A 22681-nucleotide genomic window follows, 5' to 3' on the forward strand; every position below is an offset into this window, starting at 1 on the left:
TACTGGTGAGTAGTTCTTGGAGTCAGAGGACAACTTACCCTCTCGGTGGCTCGCATCACAGTGCGCTGCATGGGTGTGGTGTACCAGTTGCGCCCGATTCATACGGGATCCCGTCTGTGAAAGTCACAACCGGAACAACAAGCCCACCCCCGAGGTTCTGTGGCACCATGGGCTTCGGTCTTTCCTAGGCGTTGGGGCGCTCTAGAAAAACGAGCAGGGGTGGGGACAACAGCGTGAAAACAACAGGGCGCATGGCCGTTGTACTTGCGGGCGCGGCGGCGATGCTGATGGCTTTGGCACCGTCGGCACAGGCCGATCCGCTCGGAGATCTCATTACTCCGCCGAGCAATCCCGATGCTTACCTGCCCACGCCTTCGGGCGACCCCTGGTTCACCCCGCCGGCAGGCTTCGAAGCCCAACAGCCTGGCACGGTCCTCGGCACCAGAGGTGTTGCCGTGCAACCGGGTACGACGTCGACGCAGTTGCTGTTCCGTTCCACCGACTCCAAGAACAACCCCATCGCCGCGGCGACGACGGTCATCGTCCCCGACGCTCCGTGGACCGGCGGCGGACCGCGGCCGGTTGTCGCTTACAACGAGGCGACCGATTCGCTGGGCAATGCGTGCGCACCCTCGTCGACACTTCCCCGTGGCACCAACAAGGAAATCGACCGCATGCAGGAGTGCTCGGCCGGGGCTATGCCGTAGTCGCGACCGACTATCAGGGTCCGCGGCAGGCCTACTCCGCAGGCAGAGTCGCAGCGCATACCGTGCTCGACGGCTTGCGCGCGTCGCAGAGCGTAGGAGTTGCAGCGGGCGCTCCCATCGCGATCACTGGGTACTCGGGCGGCGCGATCGCGTCGGGCTGGGCAGCGCAGTTGGCCCCCTCCTATGCACCCGAGCTCAATATCGTCGGCGTCGCCTTCGGCGGCCCTCCCACCGATTACAAGATTCTGCAGCGCTCCTTGAACGGCGGCATCGGTTCGGGCTTGTTCACCGCGGCCACCATCGGACTCTCCCGGGAATACCCGGAGATGCGCTCGCTCGCCAACGACAACGGCAAGAGACTCGCCCTGGTCCAGAAGGACCAATGCGTCGACGTACTGTCCTACAGCGGCCTGCTGTTGTTCGACCAGCAGAACCTGTCCAACGTTCCCGACGTCTTCAATCACCCCATCACGCGATCGGTGATCGAGGAAAACCGCATGGGCCAGGTCAAGCCCGAAGCGCCGATCTACATCTACCAGGGACTGCAGGACTTCCTCATTCCGAAGGAAGGCGCCGAAGCAGTCCAGGATCAGTGGTGCGCAATGGGAGCGTCCGTGCACCTCGAAGAAATCCCGGGAGATCACACCGCCGCCGAGGGTGGCGGCCGCCCCGGCGCCTTCGACTGGATCTCGCAGCGATTTGCAGGAGCGTCCACCGGCGGCTGCGAGCGAATGGTCCGTTGATCCGTACTTGACCCTCACGCGGCGGGAGGTACCACCCTTGTCTTCTGTGAGCGATTCAGAAGGAATGAAGGTAGGCGAGGTTGCCCGCCTCGTGGGCATCAGCGTCCGGGCACTGCATCACTACGACGAGATTTCGTTGGTGGTGCCGTCCGGCCGCACTCCCAAGGGCTATCGCAGTTACTCGGCGCAGGACGTCGAGCGGCTGCACCAGGTGTTGACCTACCGCGAACTCGGGTTCGCGCTGGACAACATTGCCGACCTCCTCGATGATCCGTCCGTCGATGCGATGGTGCATTTGCAGCGTCAACGCGCACTTCTCGACGTTCGGATCGATCGCTTGCATCAGATGGCTGCGGCCGTGGACAAGATGATGGAGGCGAAGAAAATGGGAATTCAGTTGAGTCCGGAAGAGCAGCGAGAGGTGTTCGGCGACAACTGGCTCGGCGACGAGTACGCCGTCGAGGCCGAGGAGCGCTGGAGCAACAGCGAGGAGTGGAAGCAGTCGCAGTCTCGGACAGCATCCTTCTCCAAGGAGGACTGGGTTCGAGTCAAGGCCGAAACCGATGCTTTGGAAGCAGATTTCGCGGCGGCAATGGCCTTAGGAGTCGCGGCTGACTCGGACGAAGGATCAGTACTGGCGGAGCGCCACCGGGAGAGCATCGAGCGGTACTACGACTGCGGCTACGAAATGCACGCCTGCCTTGGCGAGATGTACATCGCAGATGAGCGGTTCACGAAGCATTACGACGATGTCGCACCGGGTCTCGCGCAGTATCTGCGTGATGCGATCGTCGCCAATGCGGCTCGTCACGGGTAGGTACAGGCGCGACCGCTGGTCAACCTCGCTCGCCGGGTGAATACTTCGCTCTATGGCACTCACTCGTCGTACTGCTGTTCTGTCCGTTGCGAGCGGGAAGGCCAGTGGCTTCCGTAGCTCGGTCGGAATCAGCGTGGCCTTGCTGACGTGGTTTCACGGATCCGAGCGCGAGCGCCTGGCCATGGGTGGCTCGGCCGTCGCCACCGTCGGGGAAATCGTCATGGACAAGCTCCCGACAACGCCGTCACGGCTGAGCCCGCCTGCGCTGATCGGCCGGATTCTGGCCGGTAGCGGTGCGGCCTTCGCGATTGCCCGACGCCGCGGCGAGGACCCGGTCGCGGCCGTTGTGATCGGGGGCTTGTCGGCTGTGGCGGGTTCGTTCACGGGGCACGCGTACCGAGGATGGGCGCCCAAGCGAGTGCCGCCACTGGCAGCGGCCGTTGTCGAGGACGTACTTGCACTCTCGATCGGCGCCGCAGTTCTCCGCGAGGTGCGGGCGTAAGGTCCGCAGGGTGAAACCGAACTTCTGGCAGTACCTGAGCTATCAGTTCGGAGGGGTGCTGCCTGCATCGATGCAGGATTGGGTGCGCGAGGACCTCGTCGGGAACGGGGCCCAGGCTCGCTATCTCTTTCGTTTCACACTGCCGGTCATTCCGTTGCTGTGTCTGTTTCTTCTGATTCCGGGGCCGTTGTGGATCGGTCTTGCGATGATGGCGTTGTTGTTCATCCCGCTCGTCTATTTTGCGATCGCATTGATGAACGTGTATCGACGTCACCGTCTTCTGGTCCACGATCTCGATCCGCAGCTTCTCAACGCCAACACCCAGGCCAAGATCGACCGCACCCGCGACGACTACGAGAGGCGTCACGGCCGCCTCGACTGAGGCCGGGCGTGGAGCCTGCGAAATGACACATTTAGGCTGGTCCCCATGACTTCCGTCGAATTCAAAGCAACTGCTGACCTGGCTGACGAAATCGGGCCCGAAATCCGTAGCTGCGACACACAATTCATTCAGTTCGGTAAGAACGTGGAGTTCGCCGGACCCATCACCACCATCAAGTGCTTCCAGGACAATCTGCTCGTCAAGGCGACCCTGGGCGAGCCCGGCAACGGCGGCGTCCTCGTGGTCGATGGTGATGCCAGTATCCACACTGCCCTCGTCGGCGACATCATCGCCGGCAGGGGCGTCACCAACGGGTGGGCTGGGGTGATCGTCAATGGTGCCATCCGCGACTCGGCAATCCTGCGCACCCTCGACATCGGCGTCAAAGCACTCGGTACGAACCCGCGCAAGAGCACCCAGACCGGCTCTGGTGAAAAGAACGTCCCGGTCGAGATCGGCGGCATCACCTTCAACCCGGGTGAGATTGTCTACAGCGATTCCGACGGCGTAGTGGTCGTCTGATCCTCGAGGGCTTGGGGTGAGGCACCCTCAACCCTGAGGGTGCCTCACTCGCGGAACTCCGCGCCACTCGTCGATCACGAACAGCGTCAACGCAATCACCAACAGAACCACTGCAATCCAGGCTGCGCGGATATCGAACAAGTCGACCATCACTGCGCCCAGAATCGCGCCGCCCAGGAACCCGGCGATGACGGAGCCGAAGTTGACCGCCCGTCGCCCGGCTTCCTTGTCGCCATTGGTCACTCGCTGAAATACGGCCTGCGAAAGACTCCGCAGGTTCCCGGTCGTCATCGTCGTACTGAAGGCTTGGTCGACGAGCACCCGAAACGTGGTCACCTGCAGAGCTGCGACGAACGAAATCGGTATCGTCACGAAGGCGTTCGGTACGGCCAGCGGAACAAATCCCACCGCGCCGACCACGAGGATCTCGATTACTAGTACGGCGCGCACGGGCCGTCGTACGATCCGTTCGATCGCCGGCCGTGCAATCAGCTCGGCCACGAACACGCCACACACGAACGCAACAAGCGGCGGAAGGTATCCGAGCGCTGCCCGCCAATGACCGTTGGCCACGTCGATTCCGGCCAAGATGACGTTGGCGGTCTGCGCGTTCGCGAACACACCGTCGCGCGTCATGTAGGTGTACACATCGAGAAATCCACCGACTGAGGCCAGGAGTACACCGAGGCGAACCGATTCGGCTGTTATAACCGGCGGGCGCACACCACCGGTCGTCACAGTTCCCTCAGCACATCGGCGGCCAAGCCCGCTATCCGTTTTTCGACCCGCTTGTAGTGCGTCCACTGCCCGACGCGGGTACTCGAGACCAGCCCAGCGTTCTGCAGAGTGGCCATGTACTGCGAGGCAGTCGATTGCGAGACGCCTGCGCGGGCCTGAATGTGCTTGAGGCACACTCCCACTTCCTCGGCGGGTTCGAGCTGCGGCGGGAAGTCCGAAGGGTCCTTCAGCCATCGAAGAATCGCCACCCGCATCGGGTTTGCCAGAGCTTTGAATACAAGCGCCAGGTCGTCTTCGGTGGAGGTCGGGGGCACCCGATCATCCTAGCTTCATATCGCACTTTCCCGATACGTATGGTTCACTCTCATTAATCGCACAATCGCGATATACCGAATTGGGAGACGCTTACATGAGGAACGTTGCATTGGTCGTCGGAGCGCGGGGCGTGATCGGCGGGAACCTCGTCGAGCACCTGAAGAACACCGAGGAGTGGGACATCATCGGCCTATCGAGACGGGGTGGAACCGACGAGCCGAACGTGCAACATATCGCCGTGGACCTGCTCGATCGAACCGACACCGACCACAAACTCGCCGGGCTCACCGGCGTCACGCACATCTTCTACGCGGCATACCAGGATCGCTCGACGTGGGCCGAGCTCGTGGCCCCCAACATGGAGATGCTTCGAAACGTGGTCGACGCGGCGGAATCGGTGTCCCCTGATCTGAGGCACGTCAGCCTCATGCAGGGCTACAAGGTGTACGGCGCGCACCTCGGCACGTTCACAACACCCGCGCGAGAGAGCGATCCGGGGCATCTGTCACCGGAGTTCAATACCGAGCAGCAACGATTTCTGGAAGCACGCAGCGCCGATGCCCGGTGGACATGGACTGCGATGCGACCCTCGGTGGTATGTGGGTTCGGGTTGGGCAACCCGATGAATCTGGCGACGGTCATCGCCGTCTACGCTTCGATATCCAAGGAACTTGGTGTGCCACTACGGTTCCCCGGAAAATCCGGGGCCTACTCCGCCCTGCTCGAGATGACAGACGCTGGACTGCTGGCGGAAGCAACCGTCTGGGCAGCGACGGCCGAACAATGCGCGAACCAAGCGTTCAACATCACCAACGGCGACCTGTTCCGATGGGAGAGCATGTGGCCGAAAATCGCCGAGTTCTTCGAATTGGACACTGCGGCGCCCCTGCAGATATCGCTGACGGAGACGATGCCCGACATGGAGTCCGTGTGGAACTCGATGGCGCAGCGCCACAGACTGGAACCGACCGCCTACACCGAGATCGCGACATGGCCGTTCGGCGACTTCGTGTTCGGCTGGGATTACGACTTCATCGCCGACGGCTCGAAAGCTCGCCGCTTCGGATTCCATCGCCACGTCGAGACCGAGAAGATGTTCATGGATATCTTCTCGGATCTCAGGCGTCGCAACATAATTCCTTGATTACTTCACAAAGTCCAGAAGTGCATCGTTGACTTCCTGGAAGTGCGTCCACAGCAGTCCGTGCGGAGCACCCTCGACCTCGACGTACTTGGCCTCGGGGAATGCCTTGGTGAACTCGCGACCGGTGGCGTCGATCGGCAGGATGTTGTCTTTGGTGCCATGCAGGATCAGGGTCGGCTTGCCTGATTCGCGGACCTTCTGCACGTCGGAACGGAAGTCCTCGAGCCACGTCGGGACGACGGCATATGCTGCGACAGGGGCACTTCCGGCTGCGACGTTCCAACTGTTACGTACTGCAGCCTCGCTGATGCGGGTGCCGAGGTTCTCGTCGAGGTTGTAGAAGTCCTTGTAGAAGTTGTCGAACCAGGTGAAGCGGTCCTCGCGGGCGGCGGCGTCGATGCCGTCGAACACCGACTGCGGAACGCCAGTCGGATTGTCGTCGGTCTGCAGCAGGAACGGCTCGAGCGATGCCAGGAATGCGAACTTGGCGACGCGGTCCGTGCCGTACTTCGCGGCGTAGCGGGCGAGCTCGCCGGTACCCATCGAGAATCCGACGAGAATGACGTCGCTGAGATCGAGTTCGGTGAGCACGGCGTTCAGGTCCGAGGCGAACGTGTCGTAGTCGTACCCGACGGTGGGCTTGCTCGACTGACCGAACCCGCGGCGGTCGTACGTGATGACGCGGTAGCCGGCCTTCAGCAGCGCGGCGGACTGACGTTCCCAGGAGTTGCCGTCGAGCGGATAGCCGTGGATGAGCACGACAGCCTGACCGGTGCCGTGATCTTCGTAGTAGACGTCGACCGGTGCGGTGTTCTCGGTTCCGACATTGATGAAAGCCATGGTTGTTGCCTTTCCTCGAGGAAACTTGCGCGGGAGAACGTACGTTCTCCCGCTATGGACTATCGTAGAGAACGTTGGTTCTCTGCGCAAGGAGTTGGTGACGATGGAGACGGATAGCGCACGCAAGGCCGTACTGGACGCGGCCGACGAGCTCTTCTATTCACGCGGTGTCCAAGCCGTCGGCATGGACGAGCTGCGCGCTGCCGCCGGCATCTCGCTCAAGCGGATGTACGCACTGTTTCCTTCGAAGGCCGACATCGTCGCGCGAGTACTGGAAGGGCGCACCGCGGTCTGGAACGAGCGGATCGCAGCCGAAGCAGCCAAGCACCACTCCCCTCGCGAGAAGGTTCTGTCGATCTTCGATTTCCTCGACGCCTGGTTTCGTGAGGACAATTTCCGCGGCTGCGCGTTCATCAACTCGTTCGGCGAGCTCGGTGCGACGATGCCCGCAGTCGCCGACGCCGCACACCGCCACAAGCGCGAATTCGTCGAATATGTCACTGAATTAGCCGTCGAAGCTGGTTGCCCGCCGCGCGTCGGACTTCAAATTGCACTGCTCGCCGAGGGTGCACAGACGACGGCTGCGATCTCCGAGTCTCCCGAATCGGCGAGTGCCGCACAGGAAGCAGCCGCAGTCCTGCTGGACATGCACGTACGAAACTGAAAGCCTGCATCAACGGGTCTCGGCCTCGCCGAGATCGAAGTTGTGCCCCAATTTCCGCCGAAAACACGACACAACCTCGATTTCGGCGGAGTGCTGGAGTCAGAGAACGGTAACCCAGCCGTGCACCTCGTCGCCGGTGAGCGCGGCCTGGTGACGCTTGCGTAGCGTCGACGACACCGGCTCCAGTGAACTGCCGATCGTTCGGCCGTCGATCTCGAATACCGGGGCGACGCCTGCCGAGGTTCCACACACGAAGACCTCGTCGGCGATGTAAAGCTCGGTGAGGTCGACTGTCCTCTCCTGCACCGTAAATCCTTCCTCGTGCGCAAGCGTCAGAATGGTGCGACGGTTGATTCCGTCAAGGATGTCGCTGGTGACGTCCGGGGTGATCAACACGCCGTTTCTGACCAGGAAGATGTTGGCCGCACTCAGTTCGCAGACATGGCCGTTGATGTCGAGAAAAATGCAGTCGTCGAACCCACTGTCGATTGCATCCTGTTTGGCCAGAACCGAATTGACGTAGGCACCGTTCACTTTTGCCCGCGATGGGATGGCATTGTCTGGAATGCGTCGCCATACAGAAGTCTTCAGACGCATGCCATCCTGCGGAACGATCGGGACTGCGTCGTACAGAAAAATGGACACCGTCGTGTGTAGCCCGCGAACACGGGTGCCCGGAATCGATTCGTCGACGTGCACCGTCGCGCGTACGTACACCTCGTGCTGCGGATCGTTGGCTTCGACGACCTCGCGAACGACGGCCACGAAGCGCTCGAACGTCCACTCCGGCGCGAAACTGTCGATCCCGATGATCTTGCAGGATTCGACGAGCCGCTGGTAGTGGTCCCGCAGCCGGAAAGCGGTTTTGGCCTCGCCTCCCACCTGGACCGGGAACACGGTGTACACGCTCAACCCGTAGAGCACTGCCGATGTGGCCACCCCGAGCGTTGCCTCCTGTACATCGACGATGCTTTTCCCGAAGAACACTTTGCCGTGTGGAGTAGCCATGCCGGTGATGCTAGCTGCAGCCCGCATCCGGGCAACACCGGTTTTTCGCAGTAGGGTCGAAATCATGATCCCAACTCGGACACTGTGGAAGAACGGCCCCGAAGTCGGCTCCGTCGGGCTCGGCTGCATGGGCATGACCTGGGCCTACAAGGCTGACGAGCAGTCTGAGACCCCCGATCATGTCATCGGCCACGCCCTCGACATCGGCGTGAACTTCATCGACACTGCGGACGTCTACGGCCCGTTCACCAATGAGGAAGTGGTCGGCAAAGCCCTCGGCAGTCGGCGTAGCGAAGTCACACTCGCAACCAAGGGCGGCTTGGTTTCCCACGTCGGCGACGCGGGTGAGCCCATCATTTCGGGCCCCAACGGTCATCCTGAGCATCTGCGGACTGCCATCGACGATTCCTTACGCAGGCTGGGCGTCGACCACGTCGACCTGTACTACCTGCACCGTCCGGACCCGAAGGTGCCGGTCGAGGACAGCATCGGCGCGATGTCGGAGATGGTCGAGGCCGGTAAAGTTGGTGCGCTTGGTGTTTCGGAGTTCACCGTCGAGCAACTCGATCGCGCGCAGGCCATACACCCCATCTCGGCCGTCCAATCCGAGCTGTCGCTGTGGACCCGCGAACATCTCGCAACATCGCTGGCCTGGACTGTTGCCAACGACGCTGCGTTCGTACCGTTCTCGCCCCTCGGCCGCGGCTTCCTGACGGGCACCTTCCGCGGAACTGCCCCCGCCGCAGACGATTTCCGGTCACAGCTTCCCCGGTTCAACCAGGAGAACCGCGACGCGAACCTGGTGATTGTCGACGCTATTGCTGCGGTCGCAGCGGAACTCGATGCGACCCCCGCTCAGGTAGCTCTCGCCTGGGTGTTGGCGCAGGGCGAGAACGTCGTGCCCATTCCGGGGACTCGTCGCACATCTCGCCTCGACGAGAACGCCGGAGCCGCTTCGGTGTCACTGTCGGCCGGCCAGCTCGCGACGCTCGACGCGCTACCACCGCCTGCGGGCAGCAGGTAGTGATACACGTACACGCGAGACTTCTCCCGAACTTGTCGGAGCCCGGTGTTAGAAAGGAAGAAGACACGAAAGGAGTTCTCATGATTCACCTGGACACAACGGGTCAATGTCACGGGACGCTCGTGATCCACGCAGTCGGCGACGCGGAATGCACCGAGCCGGACTGCGTGGACCACGACTACGTTCTTCACTCGCTCGTACTGGACTGCGCCGAGATCAGCGGCGGATGCCAATGTGTCGGCGAGATCGAACTGGTTCGAGCCTCCTGATTCAGCGCCGCACGATCGGCTGCTGCAATTCGGTGACCCATTCTTCCTGCGGCCGCGGCATGGACACGAGATAGGTTTCTCGGCAGATCCCGGCGAGTTCGTATCCGTTTTCGGTGATCCAGGCGATCAACAGCTCCCAGGTCTCACCGATGGTTGCCATCGACCCGTGATGAACCGTCGTCGCCGCCAACTCGACCGCGGGCAGATCGACCACCTGGAAGCCCGTCCCCGAAGATGTAGCGGGCGGGACTTCGAAGGCCGCGTTGACGCGTATACCTGCCCCCTCGGCATCGTCGAGCGCCTCGTAGGTCGCTAGCGACGACGGACCGAATCCAATTCCCGCCACTGCCAGATCCTGGGCGAGCGAGGCGTACATGGGCCCGATGACGGGCCCGATGTTCTCGTTTCCGAATCCAGCCGCGGTCGCGCTGATCTGCGCGATCCGCGTGGTGGGCAGGGACTTCGTTTCGACGGTGATCATGGTGTGTACTCCCTCTCTTTGATGGAGGCGCGCATCGAGTCGGCGCAGGCGGGCGGCGTCGAGGTCCAGCCGTGACGCAACCTCGGCGCGTTTGTCGGCCAGCATGCTTCGAAGGTCGTCGTTGCCGAGCTTTCCGTCGACGATGCGTACGACGTCGACGAGCTTGAACCCGAGATCCTTGAACTCCAGGATCCGGCCCAGAGTCTCGAACTGACGGCCTTCGTAGAAGCGGTAGCCGGTGAAGGGATCGACCTTCGCCGGCGTCAACAACCCGATCTCGTCGTAGTGCCGGAGCATCCGTACGGACACCCGGCCTATCGATGCGAACTCTCCAATGGTGAACATGACCCCTCCGAGGTTTCCGTCTCACACAGTGTGAGGGTCAAGAGGACCACAGTGTGAATGCCGCACCCGAGGACACGAGCATCCTGCCGCCCGCCGAGGAGACCCTCACCATGCGCGGATCCACGCCGTCGAGCTGCGGCATCGACCACGCGATCCTCCCATCGCGGGCGCTGATCGCATGGGTTCCCTGGTAGTCGCCGAATACGAAATACTCACCGTCCGTGAGTCCGTCGCGCACCCAGTACGCGTCCTCCCACGGTGTCTGCCACAGCTGACGGCCCGACTCGATGTCGAGCCCGGTGATAGTGCGTGCATCAGGATCGGTGGTGATCACAGTCCTACCGATGACAGCGGCAACGGCTGAGTCCTTTCCGTTGAATTGCCCGACAACGAGGGCCGGGTTGCGCCACAGCTCGTCTCCGGTCTTGGGGTCATAGGCTCCGTCACCCAGGAACAACGGAGAAGGAACCGAAGGACTGCTGGGGTATCCGGCCGCGTTGTACGCGGGGATCGGGACGGCCCTCACAACGGCGCCGTCGGATCCCAGAAGATTTTGCGTTCCAACAGTTCCCGACTCACTGCCGATACTGCTGAGGTACAACCCTTCACCGACCGGGACGAGCGAATCTCCCTCGAACGTGAATTTCTTTGCTCCGGTCTCGAGGTCGTAGACCGTATAGCTGTACTGCGGAGTGCCGTCACCACGAACCGATTCGATCGCGACTCCGTGCTCGGGAACGGAGTAGATCCACGAGTCCGGGGCTTTTTCGAAGTCCCGCCGGAAATCGCTGGTGAGGTCCGTGGTCGTTCCGCGAGTGAGAACCGGAGCACCGTCGGAGTTTCCCGATGCGTAGACAACGTCGCCGTCGAGAGTTGCACCCGAAAGGTCGAAGTCCGTTCCGATATCGGACAACAAGGTTCCGTCGGTGACGTCGACGAAGACGATACGTCGATCGTCCCAGCATGCCAGGATGTCGCCGTCGAGCTGCTGATCGCAACTGCTCACGCGGCCGATGGGCGTGCGCCACTGCGACGCCCCGTCGTTCGGATCGACGCCGACCAACGTCACTGCACTGGTCTCGGCACTGGGCGAGGAAGGATCCGCTTTCGGGAGCGGGTACCCGGTGGCAACGATGATGCGATTGCCGGCGTCGAGCAGGCCGGGATATCCGTAATAGGTCTCGAGCGGCGCGGGCATGCCAAGCAAAACATCGCCACCGTTATCCGAGAGCGTGTGTACGTCGAGTGTCCACGACCGTGTCGGCGCGGTGCTCAGCGAAGACTCCACCAACGCTGTCGCCGGTTGCTGCTCCTCGTGGTCGGTGGAGACGACGTTCACGATGATCACGGCTGCACCGACAACAATGGCCGCGCCGAGGGCTATCAGTTTCCAGCGCTCGCTCCGGCTCAGATTCATCGGGAGACCGTAACCCGGTCTAACGAGACCAGTCCACCTGTTCCGCTATGTCCAACAGCTTTCGGCGCCTCCTCGCACTGGTCTCGCCGATCCGTGCGATCCGCCCGTAGAGGTGGGCACGAAAGTCGGGGACATCGCGGCGGTTCTGCTGCTGCGGACCGGTCGAAATGCAGTTGTGCAGAATTGCCCTGACCTCGTCGTACTCGTGCCGCGGGACAGAAGGCCAGTCGTTGACGACCAGTCCGGCCATCTCCTGACGAGTGTGTGCCCGGCGAACCCGGGTCTTGCGGCGATTGAGCGAAAACCCTTCGTCGCGGACGATCTGCCCGACCGCCCACAGCAGCCGGTCGGCATCGCCACTGCCGGAGAACGCCAGGTCGTCGGCATAGCGTGAGTACCGCATCCCCATCGATACCGCCAGGCCACTGAGCCTGATGTCGAGATGCAGCGCAACCAGATTCGCCAGAGCGGGTGATGTCGGAGCGCCTTGGGGAAGGTGCCGGGTGCGGAGCAACGACGTGTGCGGGTACGGCAATCCGCTCAGTCCGGCGGCAGGCGTCGTCGTTGTGCACAGATACGCAAGATTCCACGCGACCGTCCGCGGATACCCGAGTGCGTCGAAGATCGCCACCACGCGGCTGATCCCGATGGACGGAAAGAAGTCTTTCAGGTCGACGGTGATCACCACGTCGCGTCCGGCATGAGGGATGCCGAAAGTACGTGGGCTCCGCCCTTTGACGAATCCGTGCGCGGCGCGGTGCGCAGGTACCTGATCTAGAATGCGGCGCAGTATCTTTCGCTGGATCTCACGCAACCGAGGCTTGGGCACTTCCAGCAACCGCGCACCGCTGCGCTTGGGAATCGCGGCGGTCCGGTAGTGACGCAGTGGCTGCGGCGCGACGATCAGCCGTGACTGTGCATCGGCGAACCATTCGATCTCAGGGATCGTCAGGTTCAGTGACTCTGCGAGGTCACTCGTCGTCACATAGCGGGGTACGTCGAAACGCCATGGCTTCGGGCCTTGGATACGGCGTGCGATGGTCTCCGTGATCTCAGGGAGCGTGGGCAAATCCGCGATCAACCGGTACAGCGATGCTTCGTCGAACGGAGGCGCCGGATACATATCGATCAGCCGGTCCGCCAGCCTCGCCGCTTTGATCCGCAGGATGGGCGTGAACGCCTCTTCCAGACGATCGCGGGTCCACGGAACCTCGGCAGCGAGCTGCGCCAGAAATGCGGCCATAGCAGGCTTGTACTGCCGTTCCGTCATGGAAAAACCCCGAGATGCAGCGACGCGGGACGACCTGTTTCTTTCGTACTCGGCGCCGTCGGGCACGCGGAGCGTGCGGAGCGGCGTCGGACGCAGTGACCGGTTCTTCTATCCCACCCAGGGGTTACCCCTGAGCCTGGCCCAGCGGACCAACTCTCGTCCACGCGCCGCTGCATGAGACCCACAATGCCAAAAGACTGTCCGGTTTGTCAGCCCGCCGTCTCTGCTTCCGCATTTCGTTTGCCAGACTGGTGGTGTGCCCGTGTCCCCGATCCAGTCCGTCGATCGCGCTATCGAGGTGCTCGAGTACCTGGCTGACCACGGCGAATCCGGGGTCCAGGACGTCGCAACACACCTCGACGTCCACAAATCCACGGCGTTTCGCCTGCTCGGAGCCCTGGAAGCACGACGACTCGTCGAGCAGCCCGGCGAGCGCGGCAAGTACCGGCTCGGCATCGGACTGATCCGGCTCGCGACGTCGGTCTCGTCTCAGATGGACATCACCAGGGTCGCGCGCCCCGTCCTGGAGGAGTTGGCCGATTCTATCGGCGAGACGGTCAACATCGCGGTTCCCGACGGCACCGTCACGGTCAACATCGACCAGGTTCGCGGCGGCTCGTCGATCATCAGCCACAACTGGATGGGCGAGCGATCAGCGCTCCATGCCACGTCGAGCGGCAAGGTTCTGATGGCCTACGACGATGCGCTGCTGAAAGCGGGCACGGACAGGACGCTGGAACTGTTCACCGAGAACACGATCACCACCCGCGAAGCCCTACTGGACGAGATCGAGACCGTGCGCGTCAGCGGAATCGCTTACGCCCGTGAAGAGCTGGAAATAGGTCTTGCGGCGACCGCCGCCGCGATCTTCGGATACGACGGTAGAGCCCTCGGGGCCATCACGGTCTCGGGGCCCGCCTACCGTCTCGACGAGGAACGCCTCACGGCGGCTGGGAATGCAGTTCTCGCAGCGGCGCAGAAGGTTTCGGAGATGATGGGCGCTTCGCGCATGTGAGTGGAAATACGTCACAGGGGACGTATTTCCGTTCACATGCGGCTTGCCGCCCACTCGTGAAACTCCCTGATGTGATGCTCGGACGGCACCAGCACTCCCCCGTCCGAGTACATCCGTGACGACATTGCAGGCTGGCACCGCTCGCAGGCGTCGAAATCCTGCTGGTTGACGCGGTGGAACAGCTCGACCGACCGATTCATCGTCTCGGCGTTCGCCGGATCTGCGACGACGCCCGGGGCGTACAGCCAATCGCATTCGACTACCGTCCGGTCCACGGCCATCGGGAACATGCGGTGAATGATCACGTGATCGGGAACGAGGTTGACAAACACCGTCGGGCGGATAGTGATGGCGTAGTATCGGCGGTCCTGGTCTTCTTCGACGCCGCCGAGCGCCTCGAACCCCGCCGAGCCGTCTACTGTGAACCCCAGGATCTCCTCGCCGAATTCTGCACCGTGGCCAACGTACGTCTGCGCTGCCAGTCCGTCGGCGAACTCCGGCAACACTTCGGTGAGCTCGGGATGGATTGTGGCACAGTGGTAGCACTCCATGAAGTTTTCGACGATGAGCTTCCAGTTCGCCTTGACGTCGTAGGTGATTCGGCGGCCGAGTGCCAGCTTCCCGGTGTCATACGAGTCGATTTTCCCTATGGTGCCCAATCTTTCCCGCACGTCGCCCTGCACGGAATCCTCGAACGACGGCGGATCGTCCGCAATACACACCCACACGTAGCCGAGCCACTCGCGCACGTGCACTGCGCGAAGACCGAACTCGGTTCGATCGACGTCGGGCATATTGATGAGGTTCGGAGCCGCGATCAACTTACCGTCGAGGTCGTACGTCCATGCATGATAAGGACATTGGAAGTTTCGCTTGACGGTGCCGGAGGCTTCGGTGCACACGAGCGCCCCGCGGTGACGGCAGACGTTGAAGAATGCTCTGATGCCGCCTTTGCGGTTTCGGCTGATCAGCACCGACTCACGCCCGATCTGCACGGTGCGAAAGTTTCCCATCTCGGGGATGTCGTCGGAGCGAATGGCGCAGAACCACATCTCCTCGAATATCTTTTCCTGTTCGACGGCGAAGTACGCCGGGTCGACGTAGGTGTGCCCGCCAAGAGTCTTCAGCAGAGTGGGTTCGGGTTCCAGAGCAGTCATCGTCTGATCCTCGCCATCTCCGGGTCGACGAGCGGCTCGGCCATGACGGTAGCAGGCAACAGGTCTCGGAAGTACTGCACTGCAACATGATCACCCGGAACAATGGACACCGGCAGCCAGGCATAAGCCACGGCCTTACCGATGGTGTATCCGAACGCCGCGCTGGTGACGTAGCCGGAAACGACGCCGTCGATCAGAACGGGCTCCTTGCCCATCACCACGTGCGACGGGTCGTCGAGGGTGAGGCAGACGAGCTTGATGGCGCTCCTGGACTCATCGAGTGTGTCAGCACCGATGAACCCCCCATTGCCGGGACGAACCGCAAAACCCAACCCGGCAGCGTAGGGATCGTGTTCGGCCGTCATATCGGTGCCCCACGACCGGTAGCCTTTCTCCAGCCGCAGACTGTTGAACGCACTCCGCCCCGCCGCCACCACTCCATAATCCTGGCCGGCCTCCCAGAGCGAATCCCACAGCCGCAGAGCGGTATCGGCACCGGTGTAGAGCTCCCATCCGAGCTCACCGACGTAGGACAGCCGTAGGGCAAGCACGTCGATCCCGGCCACGTGGATGTTCCTGCCGTTGAAATACTTCAGCCCGGTATGCGAGATGTCGGCCTTCGTCAGCGAACCGAGTACATCCCGTGCATACGGACCCCACAAACCGATACAGGCTGTAGCACCGGTGATGTCGCGGACATAGGTATCCGGTCCGGCATGCCGGAGCAGCCAGTCCTCGTCGAGCGGGCCGTTGACGCCGACCTGGAATCGATCATCCGCGACGCGGGCGACGGTGATATCGCTGCGCACACCGCCGCTCTCGTCGAGCATCAGTGCATAGGTGACACTGCCGACCTTCTTGTCCAGCTGATTCGTCGTCAGATATTGAAGTAGTTCCAGTGCTCCCGGTCCGCCGACTTCGAGGCGTCGTAGCGGGGTCATGTCGTACATCGCGACGGCCTCACGCGTCTTCCACGCTTCGACCGCGGAGATGGGTGACCAGAACTTGGCCGACCACGGCTCACGTTTAGGGGCCTGCCACTGCTCGGGGAGTTGTTCCAGCAGAGACGCATTGGCCTCGTACCAGTGCGGACGTTCCCAGCCTCCCCCTTCGAGGAACACCGCGCCCAGCTCCTGCTGCCGCCCGTAGAACGGGGTCACGCGCAGCGGCCTCGGCTCGTCCTTGGGCTGGAGGGGGTGGATGATGTCGTAGACCTCGGCGAAGTTCTGCGCGGATGTTCGGGCGACGTTCGACGGGACGAGGTCGGTCTTCTCGAAGCGGTACAGATCGCACTCGTGCATGTCGATCTCACTGGTGCCGTGGACCAGAATCTCCGCGAGCGCCTTCGCGACGCCTGCGCTGTGGGTCACCCAGATCGCCTCGCAGGTCCACAGTCCGGCGACGTCACGGGACTGGCCGACGAGCGGAGCCCCGTCCGGGGTGAACGAGAAGATGCCGTTGAACGCATGATCGAGCGCAGCGCCGCCGAGAACGGGGAGAAGCTCGGCGCTGTAGCGCCACGCGTCGGTGAAGTCGTCACCGGTGAACACCATCGACGACGGCATCGATTCCTCGGTGACGTTTTCACTGCCAGGCAGTGTTCGCGAATCCACCGGAATCGGACGGTGATGGTACGAACCGATTCCGAGATGGTCGCCGTGCTCACGGAAGTACAGGCTCTGATCTTGGTGGCGGAGGATCGGCAGAACAGCTTCCTTGTTCACGCGCGAAGAGGGTAAGTCCAACGCCGTCGTATGGGCGTATTGATGCGCCAGCGGGAGCAGCGGGACGGTGACGCCGAGCATCTCGCCCAGCTCCGGTCCCCAAAATCCGGCGCAACAGATCACGATGTCCGCGAGGAAGGTCTCGTCCCCGGCATTGACTGCGGTGACCTTGCCTGCGCTGTGTTCGATACCCGTGACCTGCATCCCGCCGATGAACCGGGCTCCTCGGGCGGTCGCAATCTCAGCCTGCTTGCGCGAGGCGTTCACAGCCTTGGCAAGGCCGTCGTCCGGTGTGTAGAGACCCGCCAGAACGAGGTCGCGGTTCAGTAGCGGGTAGAGCTCGAGGCATCGTTCGACATCGACCACCTCGGACGGCAATCCCCAGGATGTCGCGAATCCGTGACGTCGGTACAGCTCGTCGACCCGCTCGGGCGTCGTTGCCACTTCGAGCCCGCCGACACTCACGAAGCAGTCCATGTCTTTGAACTTCTGCGCGGTATAGGCGGCGAACCGAGACATCGACCGCGAGCTGTTCGTCGCGAACACCAGACCCGGAGCGTGGGAGGTGGACCCACCAGGTAGGTCGATCGGGCCCTTGTCGAGAACGGTGACGTCCGTCCAACCGCGGGACGTCAGCTCCTCCGCGAGGCTGCAGCCGACGATACCGGCGCCGACGATCACCACCCTGGGTGAATTCGATGCCATGACATGCTCCTGGGGGCTGTACGTGTGAAGGATTTAGTTGCACAATACGAACTGCGCTTCGTATAGCGCAACAGATTCACACGATTGAAACGGAGAGTTCCCATCACTGCAATGGAATAACTCCATGCTGTGACAAGAGAATCTCCACCACCGACGCCGCATTCGACTGCGAGGCCACCATGACCGCGACGTTCCCCACCCGCACCCTGCTCGACGCCGCCCTAATCGACGAACTCCCCGAGGGTGAATCACTGCGCATCACACCGCCCGGGGCCGCTCCCATCGCGATCTTCAACGTCGGCGGCGAGTATTTCGCGATCGACGACACGTGCACCCACCAGGACGCATCCCTGTCCGAGGGCTGGGTGGAAGACTGCGCCGTCGAGTGCCCGCTCCACACCGCATGCTTCGACCTGCGGACCGGTGCCGCACTCGGCGCGCCTGCCAAGATCCCGGTACGCACCCACGCAGTCCTCGTCGAGGACGGTGTCATCCGCGTCGCGGTATCGCCATGAAATCCGTGACTGTCGTCGGTGCGTCACTCGCCGGATTGTCCTCGGCCCGCGCACTGCGTGAGCAGGGTTTCGACGGCACGATCACCCTTGTCGGCGACGAGATTCACCGGCCGTACGACAGGCCTCCCCTCTCCAAGAGCTTCCTGAAAGGCATCGACGACGGACTGTCTTTGGAAACCTCCGACGACGAGGCTTTGGATCTGCAGTGGCGACTGGGCGTTCGCGCTACCGGACTCAGCGCTGGGGAAGTTCTTCTCGCCGACGGCTCCTGCGTGAGATCCGATGCGGTGGTGATTGCCACCGGGGCGTCGGCGATCCGCTTGTTCGACGACACCGCAGGCGTGCACGTTCTCCGATCACTCGACGACGCCCTGGCGCTGCGTCAGGAGTTGGTCCCTGGCGCCCGAGTGGCAGTCATCGGCGCTGGCTTCATCGGCAGCGAAGTAGCCTCCACTGCAGTCGAATTGGGGTGCTCGGTCACGGTCCTGGAAGCATCCCCGGCGCCGCTCGAACGTGTTTTCGGCGCTCACATCGGCAGCCTCGTCGCGGCGTGGCACGGTCGTGGCGGTGCCACTTTGATGACGGGCGCTCCGGTATCGGGGTTGACGTCGCTGGGCAGCAGGGTCACGGCCGTCGAATTTGCCGACGGAACAACCGTGCCCGCGGACGTCGTGGTCGTCGGCATCGGTTCACGCCCCAACATCGAATGGCTGGCAGGCAGCGGTATCGCGCTGGCAGGCGGCGTCGTCACCGACCGTCGGGGATTGAGCTCGATTCCCGGCGTCGTCGCGGTCGGTGATTGCGCGGCAGTTCGGGATCCGTCGACCGGGATCACCGTTCGAGACGAACACTGGACGGCAGCAGCGACACGACCCACCGTCGCGATGAAGTCGCTGCTCAGCGGCGGTGAAAGCGTCGAGGTGTTCACGGGCGTGCCGTACGTCTGGTCCGATCAGTACCAGTCGCGCATCCAATTCGCCGGGCATCAGGGTCCGGAATGCCTGTCCGATATCGTCGAGGGCGATCCGACCGTCGGTCCGTTCGTCGCGGTCTACCGCCGAGCGGGCCAACCCGTCGCGGTCTTGGCCGTATCGTCGCCACGGGCGTTCGGGAAGTGGCGTCGGCAGCTGGTTACCTGAATCTAACTATGTTCGGAAATCAGCACCGCCGAGGTGTTCGGGTCCAACGCCTCGAAGGTGTGCGCGATGTCGGCGGGGTAGGAGATGTAGTCGCCCGGATGCAGTTCGATGGGCTCCTCGATGGGCCCGACCATCGCTCGTCCAGCGGACATCACGAGGTGCTCGATCACCCCCGGTGAGTGCGGATCTGAGCGGCGCGGCACTCCGACCTGCGCGTTGATGAGGTAAATGTCCCGACGCACGTTCGGCGGGCACGACGCCAACAGGGTCGCGACGTAGTCCGCAGTGTCGGAAGAAATGCCCGGCCCCTCGCCTGCGCGGATCAACTGAACGCGCGGCCGGACCGGTTCGACGAGCTGAGCGAACGGAACATCGAGCGTCACGCTGAGCGCCCAGAGCGTCTCCACGCTGGGGTTTCCCGTTCCGGATTCGAGCTGAGACAGGGTGGACTTCGCGATACCGGCCCGACGGGCAACCTCGGCGAGCGAGAGCCCGATGCGTTTGCGCTCCCGCTGCAGGGATGCGGCTATCGCGGCGATGGGAGCACTGGGTGGTGTCACGGGGTTCACTCTATCGGTCGATCTGTCCATCTTGACGAACGATCTTCAAGAGTCCATTATTATGGCCATGCGTTCGATATGGCGAACACCGGTGTTGGGTCCCGCTGCAGCCACCCGCGACATCGCCCTCGTCTGCCTCGCCGACGGCCTTGTCGGCGCATCGTTCGGAGCAATCTCGGTGGCCGCCGGTCTCCCGATCTGGGTTCCGATCGCCATGTCCCTGTTCGTGTTCGCCGGCGCAGCACAGTTCATCCTCGTCGGAGTGCTAGCAGCGGGCGGTAATCCGCTCGCGGCCGTTGCCAGCGCACTGCTCGTCAACACTCGGTTGATCCCGCTCGGCTTCTCCGTCAGTGACACCCTCACCGGAACGTCTCCGCTGAAGAAACTGCTCGGCACCCACCTCATCACCGACGAGGCCGTGGCATTCACCGTCCTCGAGGACGAGCCGCATCGCCGTCGCTCAGCGTTCTGGATGTGCGGACTCGGACTGTTCGTCGCGTGGAACATCGGCGTCGTCGGCGGCGTCGCGGTCGGTGGGCAGATCACCGATACCGCGGCATTGGGCCTGGACGCAGCATTCCCCGCCGTACTGATCGCACTCGTGATGCCCGCATTGCGCGAGGCCGCCACCAGGAATGCGGCACTCATCGGTGCGGTGATCGCGGTCGCCGCCGCTCTCGTACTTCCGCCAGGATTGCCCGTACTGCTGTCGCTGCTCGGTGTGTTTCCCGCTTTCTTTGCCACAAACGTGCGCGCATGAACTACGTTCTCCCGATGGTTGCGCTCGCAGTCGGCACACTGGCTTTTCGGTTGATCGGTCCGATGCTCCGCGCGCGAGTCACCCTTTCTCCTCGCGTGGAGACGTTGAGCTCCATCGGTGTCGCCGTCATCTTCGTCGCGTTGATCGCAACATCTGCCCTCATCGTGGACAACCGATTCGCCGGCATCGCTGCCCCGGTGGGAGTACTCGTCGCAGCAGTTCTGGCCTGGCGCAAAGCGCCGTTCGTTGCGATCGTCGTTGCCGCGGCGGTCACCACCGCTGCACTGAGGTTCGTCGGGATTTCCTGATACTGCGCGGCATACTGACCCCATGACTCCCACCGGAACATTGCGTGCGACCGCTACCGGCGTCGACCTTGAATTGACGCGATCCATCTCGGCGAGCCGCGAGGACGTGTGGGCGAGCCTCACCGACTCCGATCGCACCGAACGTTGGTATGGACCATGGGAGCGCGTGTCGGACGGTGAGGTACGGGTTCAGATGGCCTTCGAGGAGGGCGCGCCGTGGTTCGACATGACGCTCCGGACCTGCGAGGCGCCATCGTTGCTCGCCGTATCGATGGGTGACGAGTGGCACCTGGACGTGTCACTCACCGAGAATGACAGCGTCACAACGCTTCTCTTCATCCATCACCTGACGAAGACCGAGGGGATCGGCGAGATCGGGCCGGGCTGGGAGTACTACCTGGACATGCTCATCGCCTCACGCGAGGGCGCAGCGCTTCCGAGTTTCGACGACTACTACCCGTCCCAGCAGGAATACTACGAATCCTTGTCCCCGCGGTAACGTCTCGACGCCGCAATGATTTTCATCATCCCTTCCTGAATGCGACGGATCTCGTCCGCGCCGACTTCGTTACCTACGGCATCGGCCCACGCATGCTGTTGGGCGCGGAGTTTCGTGAGCGTCGCCCTGCCGTCGGGAGTCGGTCCGAGGAGCTTGGCACGGCGATGTTTCGGATTGTCCAGGTACTCGGCCCATCCCTTGTCGACCAGAATATCCGCGGTCCGCTGGACGCTTTGACGCGCGAGACCTAGCCCGACCCGCCTGGCGATCTCGGCGACCGCCAGCGGCTCCTCCAACGTCGCGCCGAGCACCTGCCACCAAGCCGGGCTCAGCCCGGCTGGTTCGGCGATACCCTTTGCTGCGGCGAGGAATTCGCCATTCAGTTCGAACGCGGGCAGAACGATCGACGTCAGTGCGTCACCGGCAGGCGATCTCACTTCGCTCCCCGCAGCTGGTCGAAGTACTTCTTCTCCCCCGTGGTGTACAGCCCGTACCAGGCGTCGATGATCGACTGCGGGAACAGTTCGAGAATCTCGAACAACGCCTTGGCGAACTCCAGCGGCGCAGTTCCGGGAGCCGTGACGAGGGTCCCGCCCACCACCGTTCTTTCCTCCCGGTAATGCTCGGCACCGGTGTATTCGGTTGCCATCGTGAGGAATTCGGGGGCATTACTGGTGTGGGGTCGGTTGTTCAGCAGACCCATACGCCCGAGGCCGAGCGTCGCGCCGCAGATGCCACCGACGGGAACTCCCTGGTCCAGCAGACGGCCGGCCAGCCCGAGGACTGCCGAATGCGCGTGTGCCCAACCACCACCGCCGGGAAGAACGAGAGCCGCCAGGTTCGAAGCGTCCAGGTCAGCCAGATCCCCGTCGGGCCGGATATGCATCCCACCAAGCGAGGTGACCTCGAACCCGCCGTCCGAGACGACTTTCAGCTGGTACCGCTCATCGCCCTGCTCGCGCGCCATGGCTATGCCCGCAACGAGGTAGCCGTATTCCCAGTCGGCCATGGTGTCGGTTGCGTAGAGAGCGATGGTTTTCATGCGTACCTCCAAATTGACAGTGTGCTGTCAGCTTAGAAAGTTGACAGCACACTGTCAACACCCCGTGAG

General features: G+C 62.8%; 29 protein-coding genes. 17 read left to right on the forward strand and 12 right to left on the reverse strand.

All coding sequences use genetic code 11. The features are described 5' to 3' along the window. Positions 1-233: 233 nt before the first annotated feature. The 6 genes from QMK17_RS13630 to rraA all read left to right on the forward strand — a co-directional run bounded on the left by QMK17_RS13630 (position 234) and on the right by rraA (position 3673). Positions 234-707 carry a hypothetical protein gene (locus QMK17_RS13630; RefSeq protein WP_283509796.1) on the forward strand — a complete coding sequence of 158 codons (474 nt, stop codon included), beginning with the start codon at positions 234-236 and terminating at the stop codon, positions 705-707. Beyond that, the gene (locus QMK17_RS13635; protein ID WP_283509797.1) at positions 683-1450 is read left to right on the forward strand and encodes a lipase family protein; all 768 of its coding nucleotides are present in this window, start codon (positions 683-685) and stop codon (positions 1448-1450) included. The genes QMK17_RS13630 and QMK17_RS13635 overlap by 25 nt, the downstream gene beginning before the upstream one ends. 64 nt (positions 1451-1514) lie before the next feature. Continuing rightward, positions 1515-2267, forward strand: a complete 753-nt coding sequence (locus QMK17_RS13640; protein WP_283509856.1) for a MerR family transcriptional regulator — start codon at positions 1515-1517, stop codon at positions 2265-2267. Positions 2268-2319: 52 nt separating this feature from the next. Then, positions 2320-2769, forward strand: a complete 450-nt coding sequence (locus tag QMK17_RS13645; RefSeq protein WP_283509798.1) for a hypothetical protein — start codon at positions 2320-2322, stop codon at positions 2767-2769. 10 nt (positions 2770-2779) lie between these two features. Then, the gene (locus QMK17_RS13650; protein ID WP_283509799.1) at positions 2780-3151 is read left to right on the forward strand and encodes a DUF5313 family protein; all 372 of its coding nucleotides are present in this window, start codon (positions 2780-2782) and stop codon (positions 3149-3151) included. Between the two features lie 45 nt (positions 3152-3196). After that, positions 3197-3673, forward strand: coding sequence for a ribonuclease E activity regulator RraA (gene rraA / locus QMK17_RS13655; protein WP_283509800.1), 477 nt, complete (start codon positions 3197-3199; stop codon positions 3671-3673). 27 nt (positions 3674-3700) lie between these two features. Here rraA and QMK17_RS13660 read toward each other — a convergent pair whose 3' ends face one another. Next, positions 3701-4411, reverse strand: coding sequence for a YoaK family protein (locus QMK17_RS13660; RefSeq protein ID WP_283509801.1), 711 nt, complete (start codon positions 4409-4411; stop codon positions 3701-3703). Next, a complete protein-coding gene (locus QMK17_RS13665; protein WP_336620149.1) occupies positions 4408-4665 on the reverse strand; it encodes an ArsR/SmtB family transcription factor in 258 nt (85 codons plus the stop codon). The genes QMK17_RS13660 and QMK17_RS13665 overlap by 4 nt, the downstream gene beginning before the upstream one ends. Before the next feature lie 155 nt (positions 4666-4820). Here QMK17_RS13665 and QMK17_RS13670 point away from each other — a divergent pair, with 155 nt between their 5' ends. Then, a complete protein-coding gene (locus QMK17_RS13670; protein WP_283509803.1) occupies positions 4821-5870 on the forward strand; it encodes an SDR family oxidoreductase in 1050 nt (349 codons plus the stop codon). Here QMK17_RS13670 and QMK17_RS13675 read toward each other — a convergent pair whose 3' ends face one another. Then, a complete protein-coding gene (locus tag QMK17_RS13675; RefSeq protein WP_283509804.1) occupies positions 5871-6710 on the reverse strand; it encodes an alpha/beta fold hydrolase in 840 nt (279 codons plus the stop codon). Positions 6711-6813: 103 nt separating this feature from the next. Here QMK17_RS13675 and QMK17_RS13680 point away from each other — a divergent pair, with 103 nt between their 5' ends. After that, positions 6814-7374: a TetR/AcrR family transcriptional regulator gene (locus QMK17_RS13680; RefSeq protein ID WP_283509805.1), complete on the forward strand. Its 561-nt coding sequence runs from the start codon at positions 6814-6816 to the stop codon at positions 7372-7374. A gap of 99 nt (positions 7375-7473) precedes the next feature. Here the strand turns inward: QMK17_RS13680 and QMK17_RS13685 are convergent, their stop codons facing one another. Further along, complete coding sequence (locus tag QMK17_RS13685; RefSeq protein WP_283509806.1) at positions 7474-8382, reverse strand: aminotransferase class IV; 909 nt, start codon at positions 8380-8382, stop codon at positions 7474-7476. Positions 8383-8446: 64 nt separating this feature from the next. Between QMK17_RS13685 and QMK17_RS13690 the strand changes: the two genes are divergently transcribed. Beyond that, positions 8447-9406, forward strand: coding sequence for an aldo/keto reductase (locus QMK17_RS13690; RefSeq protein ID WP_283509807.1), 960 nt, complete (start codon positions 8447-8449; stop codon positions 9404-9406). Between the two features lie 80 nt (positions 9407-9486). Beyond that, positions 9487-9675: a hypothetical protein gene (locus QMK17_RS13695; protein WP_283509808.1), complete on the forward strand. Its 189-nt coding sequence runs from the start codon at positions 9487-9489 to the stop codon at positions 9673-9675. 1 nt (position 9676) lies between these two features. Here QMK17_RS13695 and QMK17_RS13700 read toward each other — a convergent pair whose 3' ends face one another. From QMK17_RS13700 to QMK17_RS13710, 3 genes are read right to left on the reverse strand one after another with little or no spacing between them, the layout of a single operon-like run. Further along, positions 9677-10501, reverse strand: coding sequence for a MerR family transcriptional regulator (locus QMK17_RS13700; protein ID WP_283509809.1), 825 nt, complete (start codon positions 10499-10501; stop codon positions 9677-9679). Positions 10502-10538: 37 nt separating this feature from the next. Continuing rightward, positions 10539-11918 carry an outer membrane protein assembly factor BamB family protein gene (locus tag QMK17_RS13705; RefSeq protein ID WP_283509810.1) on the reverse strand — a complete coding sequence of 460 codons (1380 nt, stop codon included), beginning with the start codon at positions 11916-11918 and terminating at the stop codon, positions 10539-10541. A 19-nt stretch (positions 11919-11937) separates the two neighbouring features. Continuing rightward, a complete protein-coding gene (locus QMK17_RS13710) occupies positions 11938-13188 on the reverse strand; it encodes a reverse transcriptase family protein (protein ID WP_283509811.1) in 1251 nt (416 codons plus the stop codon). On the opposite strand from QMK17_RS13710, the gene QMK17_RS13715 reads away from it, so the two are divergent. Both QMK17_RS13715 and QMK17_RS13720 read left to right on the forward strand, forming a co-directional pair. Next, positions 13187-13366, forward strand: coding sequence for a hypothetical protein (locus QMK17_RS13715; protein WP_283509812.1), 180 nt, complete (start codon positions 13187-13189; stop codon positions 13364-13366). The genes QMK17_RS13710 and QMK17_RS13715 overlap by 2 nt on opposite strands. A gap of 78 nt (positions 13367-13444) precedes the next feature. Further along, entirely contained in the window at positions 13445-14203 is a 759-nt protein-coding gene (locus QMK17_RS13720) for an IclR family transcriptional regulator (protein ID WP_283509813.1), read from the forward strand. 32 nt (positions 14204-14235) lie between these two features. Here QMK17_RS13720 and QMK17_RS13725 read toward each other — a convergent pair whose 3' ends face one another. After that, positions 14236-15360 carry an aromatic ring-hydroxylating oxygenase subunit alpha gene (locus QMK17_RS13725; RefSeq protein WP_283509814.1) on the reverse strand — a complete coding sequence of 375 codons (1125 nt, stop codon included), beginning with the start codon at positions 15358-15360 and terminating at the stop codon, positions 14236-14238. Then, entirely contained in the window at positions 15357-17789 is a 2433-nt protein-coding gene (locus tag QMK17_RS13730) for a GcvT family protein (protein ID WP_283509815.1), read from the reverse strand. The genes QMK17_RS13725 and QMK17_RS13730 overlap by 4 nt, the downstream gene beginning before the upstream one ends. A 179-nt stretch (positions 17790-17968) precedes the next feature. Here QMK17_RS13730 and QMK17_RS13735 point away from each other — a divergent pair, with 179 nt between their 5' ends. Then, positions 17969-18304: a bifunctional 3-phenylpropionate/cinnamic acid dioxygenase ferredoxin subunit gene (locus tag QMK17_RS13735; RefSeq protein WP_283509816.1), complete on the forward strand. Its 336-nt coding sequence runs from the start codon at positions 17969-17971 to the stop codon at positions 18302-18304. After that, a complete protein-coding gene (locus QMK17_RS13740; RefSeq protein WP_283509817.1) occupies positions 18301-19443 on the forward strand; it encodes an NAD(P)/FAD-dependent oxidoreductase in 1143 nt (380 codons plus the stop codon). The genes QMK17_RS13735 and QMK17_RS13740 overlap by 4 nt, the downstream gene beginning before the upstream one ends. A gap of 2 nt (positions 19444-19445) precedes the next feature. Here QMK17_RS13740 and QMK17_RS13745 read toward each other — a convergent pair whose 3' ends face one another. Further along, the gene (locus QMK17_RS13745) at positions 19446-20033 is read right to left on the reverse strand and encodes a helix-turn-helix domain-containing protein (protein WP_442972758.1); all 588 of its coding nucleotides are present in this window, start codon (positions 20031-20033) and stop codon (positions 19446-19448) included. Between the two features lie 37 nt (positions 20034-20070). Here QMK17_RS13745 and QMK17_RS13750 point away from each other — a divergent pair, with 37 nt between their 5' ends. The 3 genes from QMK17_RS13750 to QMK17_RS13760 are packed head-to-tail and all read left to right on the forward strand — an operon-like array spanning position 20071 to position 21570. Further along, positions 20071-20763 (forward strand): AzlC family ABC transporter permease, encoded by a 693-nt coding sequence (locus QMK17_RS13750; protein WP_283509819.1) that lies wholly within the window; start codon positions 20071-20073, stop codon positions 20761-20763. Continuing rightward, positions 20760-21071, forward strand: coding sequence for an AzlD domain-containing protein (locus QMK17_RS13755; RefSeq protein WP_283509820.1), 312 nt, complete (start codon positions 20760-20762; stop codon positions 21069-21071). Before QMK17_RS13750 ends, QMK17_RS13755 begins: the two co-directional genes overlap by 4 nt. Before the next feature lie 22 nt (positions 21072-21093). Beyond that, complete coding sequence (locus QMK17_RS13760) at positions 21094-21570, forward strand: SRPBCC domain-containing protein (protein ID WP_283509821.1); 477 nt, start codon at positions 21094-21096, stop codon at positions 21568-21570. Here QMK17_RS13760 and QMK17_RS13765 read toward each other — a convergent pair. Next, the gene (locus QMK17_RS13765) at positions 21546-22007 is read right to left on the reverse strand and encodes a MarR family winged helix-turn-helix transcriptional regulator (RefSeq protein WP_283509822.1); all 462 of its coding nucleotides are present in this window, start codon (positions 22005-22007) and stop codon (positions 21546-21548) included. The two genes, QMK17_RS13760 and QMK17_RS13765, sit on opposite strands and share 25 nt — an antisense overlap. Further along, complete coding sequence (locus QMK17_RS13770) at positions 22004-22612, reverse strand: DJ-1/PfpI family protein (RefSeq protein ID WP_283509823.1); 609 nt, start codon at positions 22610-22612, stop codon at positions 22004-22006. The genes QMK17_RS13765 and QMK17_RS13770 overlap by 4 nt, the downstream gene beginning before the upstream one ends. Between the last annotated feature and the right edge of the window lie 69 nt (positions 22613-22681).

Origin of the sequence: Rhodococcus sp. G-MC3, assembly GCF_030063335.1 — a bacterium.
Lineage (GTDB): Bacteria > Actinomycetota > Actinomycetes > Mycobacteriales > Mycobacteriaceae > Rhodococcoides.